General features: G+C 60.1%; 4 protein-coding genes. 3 read left to right on the forward strand and 1 reads right to left on the reverse strand.

Annotated features, from left to right (window positions below):
• Window positions 1-299: 299 nt before the first annotated feature.
• From NW829_RS11675 to glmS, 3 genes are all read left to right on the forward strand, one after another.
• Window positions 300-1,106 (forward strand): ABC transporter ATP-binding protein, encoded by an 807-nt coding sequence (locus NW829_RS11675; protein WP_414417147.1) that lies wholly within the window; start codon window positions 300-302, stop codon window positions 1,104-1,106.
• On the forward strand, window positions 1,106-2,329 hold the full coding sequence (locus NW829_RS11680; RefSeq protein WP_414417148.1) for an MlaD family protein: 1,224 nt from the start codon (window positions 1,106-1,108) through the stop codon (window positions 2,327-2,329). Before NW829_RS11675 ends, NW829_RS11680 begins: the two co-directional genes overlap by 1 nt.
• Window positions 2,330-2,505: 176 nt before the next feature.
• Window positions 2,506-4,353: a glutamine--fructose-6-phosphate transaminase (isomerizing) gene (glmS, locus tag NW829_RS11685; protein WP_414412916.1), complete on the forward strand. Its 1,848-nt coding sequence runs from the start codon at window positions 2,506-2,508 to the stop codon at window positions 4,351-4,353.
• Here glmS and NW829_RS11690 read toward each other — a convergent pair.
• A partial coding sequence (locus NW829_RS11690) for a heavy metal-responsive transcriptional regulator (RefSeq protein WP_414417149.1) occupies window positions 4,314-4,784 on the reverse strand: 471 nt, incomplete at its 5' end. The two genes, glmS and NW829_RS11690, sit on opposite strands and share 40 nt — an antisense overlap.

Here is a 4,784-nt window from a genome sequence, read left to right on the forward strand (position 1 = left end):
GATCGCTTCTTTCCTGAACCATGTTCAGGAGAGTTCAGCGTGAATGTATCAGGTACGGCTTGGGCCTATCGCCAGGGATCCCTGATCTGCCTTGATAGGGCTGTGGGCTGCTTCATTGCCTTGGCCCCTGCCGACTCCTAAACTAGCAGTGAAGCCGACTCAAGGAGGGAAGCATCCTGAGCCCCCAGTTTTGCTTGAAATCATTGGTCAAGTGCTTCAGAAGCAGCATAGACAGCCCAAAGGAGCAGCAGGCCGCGGAAAATAGGCTCCAGCCTTTGGCGAGGGCGGAGGTTCTGAGCATGCCAGCAGTGCAGAGCACTGCCCCCTTGGTGGAGCTGCGCCAAGTTTCCAAGCGCTTCGGCTCGACGGTGGTGCTTGACCACGTGGATCTGAAGGTGTACCGGGGTGAGGCCCTGGGCCTGGTGGGGCCTTCGGGCACCGGGAAATCGACGCTGCTGCGCATCATTGCCGGCCTAACGGAGCCAGACGCTGGAGAAGTGCTCTGGTGCGGGATCCCACTCCCGGAGATTCAAGCCCATCATGCAACTCCCCCTTTGCGAGTAGGGATGGTGTTTCAGCAGGCCGCCCTCTTCGACTCCCTGACGGTGGAAGAAAACGTGGGGTTTTTGCTCTACGAGCACTCGCAGTTGCCCCGCTCCCGCATTCGGGAATTGGTGGCCGCCAAGCTGGAGGCGGTGGGGCTGGCGGGCAAAGAGCACAACCTGCCAGAAGAACTCTCGGGGGGGATGCGCAAACGGGCCAGCTTCGCCCGCGCCATTATGGAGGATCCTTCTCTGCCCCAGGATGAGCCCCAATTGCTGCTGTACGACGAGCCCACAGCGGGCTTGGATCCCATTGCCTCCACGGTGATTGAAGATCTCATCCGGGAGCTGCAGCAGGTGAAAAAAGCCTGTGAGAGCTACATTGTGGTGACCCACCAGCACAGCACCATTTACCGCGCCACCGACCGCATTGTCCTGTTGGCTCAGGGGCGGGTGCAGTGGGAGGGATCCGTGCAGCAGATTGAAACGTGCGATAACCCCTTTGTGCGGCAGTTTTTCAGCGGTAGCGTAGAAGGGCCAATTCAAGTGGCGGGGCAGGTGTGATGCGTTCGCGAGCAGTGCGAGAAGGGGCAGTGGGCCTGTTGATCCTGGCGGGGGCGCTGGGCTTTGCCGGCCTGTTTTTGTGGATCTACAACCTGCGCTTTGGCAGTCGCGGCTTTCAATTTACCGTCACCTATACCAACGTGGCCGGCCTGACAGAGGGATCCAGTGTGCGGCTGCGGGGGGTAACCGTAGGTCGGGTGGAGCGTATCACGCCTCAACCCAATCAAGTGGAGGTGCAGGTGGCCATTGACCAGCCTTTGGCTATTCCCCGCAACGCCCTGTTTGTAACCAAACAGACGGGGTTGGTGGGGGAAACGGTGATGGATATCCTGCCCCAGGGGAGGGGTCAGGCGGCAACGGGATCCCCTCTGGCAGCGGATTGCGACAGCAGTCAAATCATCTGCGATGGGGATGTGGTGGAGGGCAAACCTGGAGTGGATTTTGGCCAGTTATTGATCCGGCTGGATCAGTTGCTCACACGGATCAACGACGATGAGCTCTTCGACACCCTTAACGCCACCCTAGAAGGGCTCACCCGCGTTGCCAATAGCGTGGCCGATCTCTCAGAAACCGTGGAAGAGCGAGTAGCTGCCCTGCGCACCGAAGATCTGGACTTGTTGCAATTCACGACCGCTGCCACAGCCATCCAAGACGCGGCTGGGGCTGTGAGGGGAACTGCCCGCAGTTTTCAAGCGGCTGCCGATCAATTCACCGCCCTGGTGGATCAAAACCGCACTTCCCTTAACGCCGTCCTGGAGAACATTCAGCAGGTGAGCGCCGATCTACAGGCCATGTCGAGCGCGGTGCGCCCGCTGGTTACCGATCCACAACTCCAGGCCGATGTGCGCCAGATCCTGGCCGAGGTGCGAGCGGCTGCGGAGAACGTGGCCCAAGCTACCGAAGATCTGCAGCAGATTGCCGCCAGCCTCAACGATCCGGGCACTTTAGCTACTCTGCGCCAAACCCTCGATTCCGCCCGCATCACCTTTCAGAATATGCAAAAAATTACCGCCGACATCGACGAGCTGACCGGGGATCCCCAGTTTCGCCGCGGCATTCGAGAGTTGGTATTGGGGCTGAGCAACTTGGTCTCCAGCGTCCCTGGGGAAGATGGGATCCAGCCCGCGGTGGCCGAAGGGTATCACTTTCGTTTTGCGCCCGTCTCTTTTGCCCAGGGGATTGTCCCTGGATCCCAAGGATGGCAGCCGCAGACTTCCCCATAAGTTGGCTGCCTTTCCCCTCTCTCTAGCGGGAGTCTGGGATCCCTGAGATGACCCGCTGAGGTAACAACGGCGGCCAAAGCCGTTGAAGGGATCCCCAACCTGGGGTAGGCTTTGCGGATAAGGTGTTGCCTGTATTGCTACGCAACGCTGGCGCGACTGAGGTTGAGGTGTGAGGAATGTGTGGCATTGTCGGCTACGTGGGTTTTCAGTGGGCTGCCCCCATCCTGTTGGAGGGCCTGCGCACCTTGGAGTATCGGGGCTATGATTCTGCCGGCATTGCCACAGTGGATCCCGAAGAAGGATTGAGAGTTGTCCGCGCTACCGGCAAGCTGCACAACCTGCTGGTGAAGCTGACGGCCAACATGCCCACGGCCAAGGTAGGGATCGGACATACCCGCTGGGCCACCCACGGCGGCGTGACCGAAGAAAATGCCCACCCCCAGTGCGACGAGCGCGGGCGCATTGTGGTGATCCAAAACGGCATTGTGGAAAACTACCTGGAGCTAAAGGAGCGTCTCCTGGAGCGGGGGATCCCATTTCGCTCCCAAACCGATACGGAAGTGATCGCCCAACTGCTGGGTCTCTACACCGAAGAGCTGGGCTCCTTTGAGGCGGCCTTTGGCCAGGTCATGGGGCAACTGCGGGGAGGAAACGCCGTAGTGGCTCTGGATCGGGAGGCGCCGGATCGGCTGATCGCAGCCCGTTTGGGCAATGCCGGAGCCGTGGTGGTGGGAGAGGGAGAAGGAGAAAACTTCGTGGCCTCCGATCTGCCTGCCATTGTCCGCCATACCCGCAAGGTGGTGTTCTTAGAAGATGGGGAAATGGCGGTTCTCACGGAGTCTCAAGTGCGCTACCTGCGCATTACCGGCGAGGAGCTGCGCAAATCCAGCATCACCGTGGCCTGGGATCCCGTCTCAGCCGCCAAGGGAGGCTACAAGCACTTCATGCAAAAGGAGATCTTTGAGCAGCCCCGCACCACCACCGATACGCTACGGGGGCGGGTGGATCTGGAACAGGGCCGGGTGACACTGGAGGGGCTAACGCTTTCTGAAGCGCAACTGGCCCACATTGAGCACATCCACGCCGTAGCCTGTGGTACTGCCTGGCACGCCTGCTGGGTGCTCAAGTACTTCATCGAGAGCTTGGCCCGTACCCCTGTAGAGGTGGATTACGCCTCTGAGTTTCGCTACCGCCAGCCGGTGTTGCGCCCCAACCACCTGTTGCTGGCCTTAACCCAGTCGGGAGAAACCGTCGATACGCTGGCAGCCATGAGCGAGGCCCGCACCCAAGGGATCCCGACTCTGGCGATTGTCAACGCCATCGGATCCCAGGCCAGCCGTCTGGCGGATGCCGGGGTTCTCTACATCCATGCCGGTCCGGAGATTGCCGTGGCTTCCACCAAAGTGTTTACCGGCATGTTGGTGGCGGGGTATTTGCTGGCCCTGCAACTGGCCCAAGCCAAAGGGATCCTCAGCCCGGCCCAGATCCAAACCCACCTGCAAGCCTTGATCGAGCTGCCGGGCAAGATCAGCCTGCTGCTGAAGGACGCCGCCCTCTACGACCAACTGGCGGAGCAGTACCATCATGTTGCCAACATGCTCTATCTGGGCCGCTGGGTTAACGCCCCGATTGCCCTGGAAGGAGCTTTGAAGATGAAAGAGGTGAGCTATATCCACGCCGAAGGCTACCCGGCAGGGGAGATGAAGCATGGCCCTATTGCCCTCATCGACGAGCGGGTGCCGGTGGTGTGCATTGCCACCCGGGATCCCGTCTACGAAAAAATGCTCTCCAACATCGAACAGGTGCGGGCGCGGGGGGGACGGGTGATCGCCCTCATCAACCCCGAAGACACCCAGGTGCGGGAGAAAGCCGACCACATCATCGAGGTGCCCAGCACAACACCCCTGTTGTCGGCGGTTCTGAACGTGATCCCTCTGCAGTTGTTCGCCTATGCCATGGCTTTGCGCCGCGGAGCCGATGTGGATCAGCCGCGCAACTTGGCCAAGTCGGTAACGGTGGAGTAACGGCTGTTGCCCTTGCCGCCCCTGGCCTCTGGTTTTTGCAAAATCGGGCAGATCACCTCTTTTTCATCAGCAGCCGCAGGGGGGATCTGCCAATCGGAGAGGAGACCTTGAATTTGGCTTTTCAGCGCTTGCAGATCGGCAATTCGCTGTTCAATCTCCTGCAGCTTGCCTTGCAGATGCTGGCGAATTTCTGGACAAGGCTGCTCCCCTCGGTCGTGGACATCCAGGATTTGGCGGATTTCTTCTAAGCTCAGGCCCAGGCTCTGGCAGCGGCGGATAAAGGCCAGACGAACCAAAACCGAAGGGTCGAACAGCCGATAGCTGGACTCCGCCCGTTCCACCGTTGGCTTCAGCAGGTCTATCGATTCGTAGTAGCGCACCGTGCGTACAGGCAAGCCGGCTGCTAGAGCCACCTGGCCGATCTTCAGGCT

The organism is Synechococcus sp. R55.8, from assembly GCF_047461895.1.
In the GTDB taxonomy this organism is placed as follows: domain Bacteria; phylum Cyanobacteriota; class Cyanobacteriia; order Thermostichales; family Thermostichaceae; genus Thermostichus.

What these genes read in the sequence shown, in the direction of transcription:
- glmS (WP_414412916.1), top strand. Translation starts at nt 2,506, where the DNA reads ATGTGTGGCATTGTCGGCTACGTGGGTTTTCAGTGGGCTGCCCCCATC.
- NW829_RS11680 (WP_414417148.1), top strand. Translation starts at nt 1,106, where the DNA reads ATGCGTTCGCGAGCAGTGCGAGAAGGGGCAGTGGGCCTGTTGATCCTG.
- NW829_RS11675 (WP_414417147.1), top strand. Translation starts at nt 300, where the DNA reads ATGCCAGCAGTGCAGAGCACTGCCCCCTTGGTGGAGCTGCGCCAAGTT.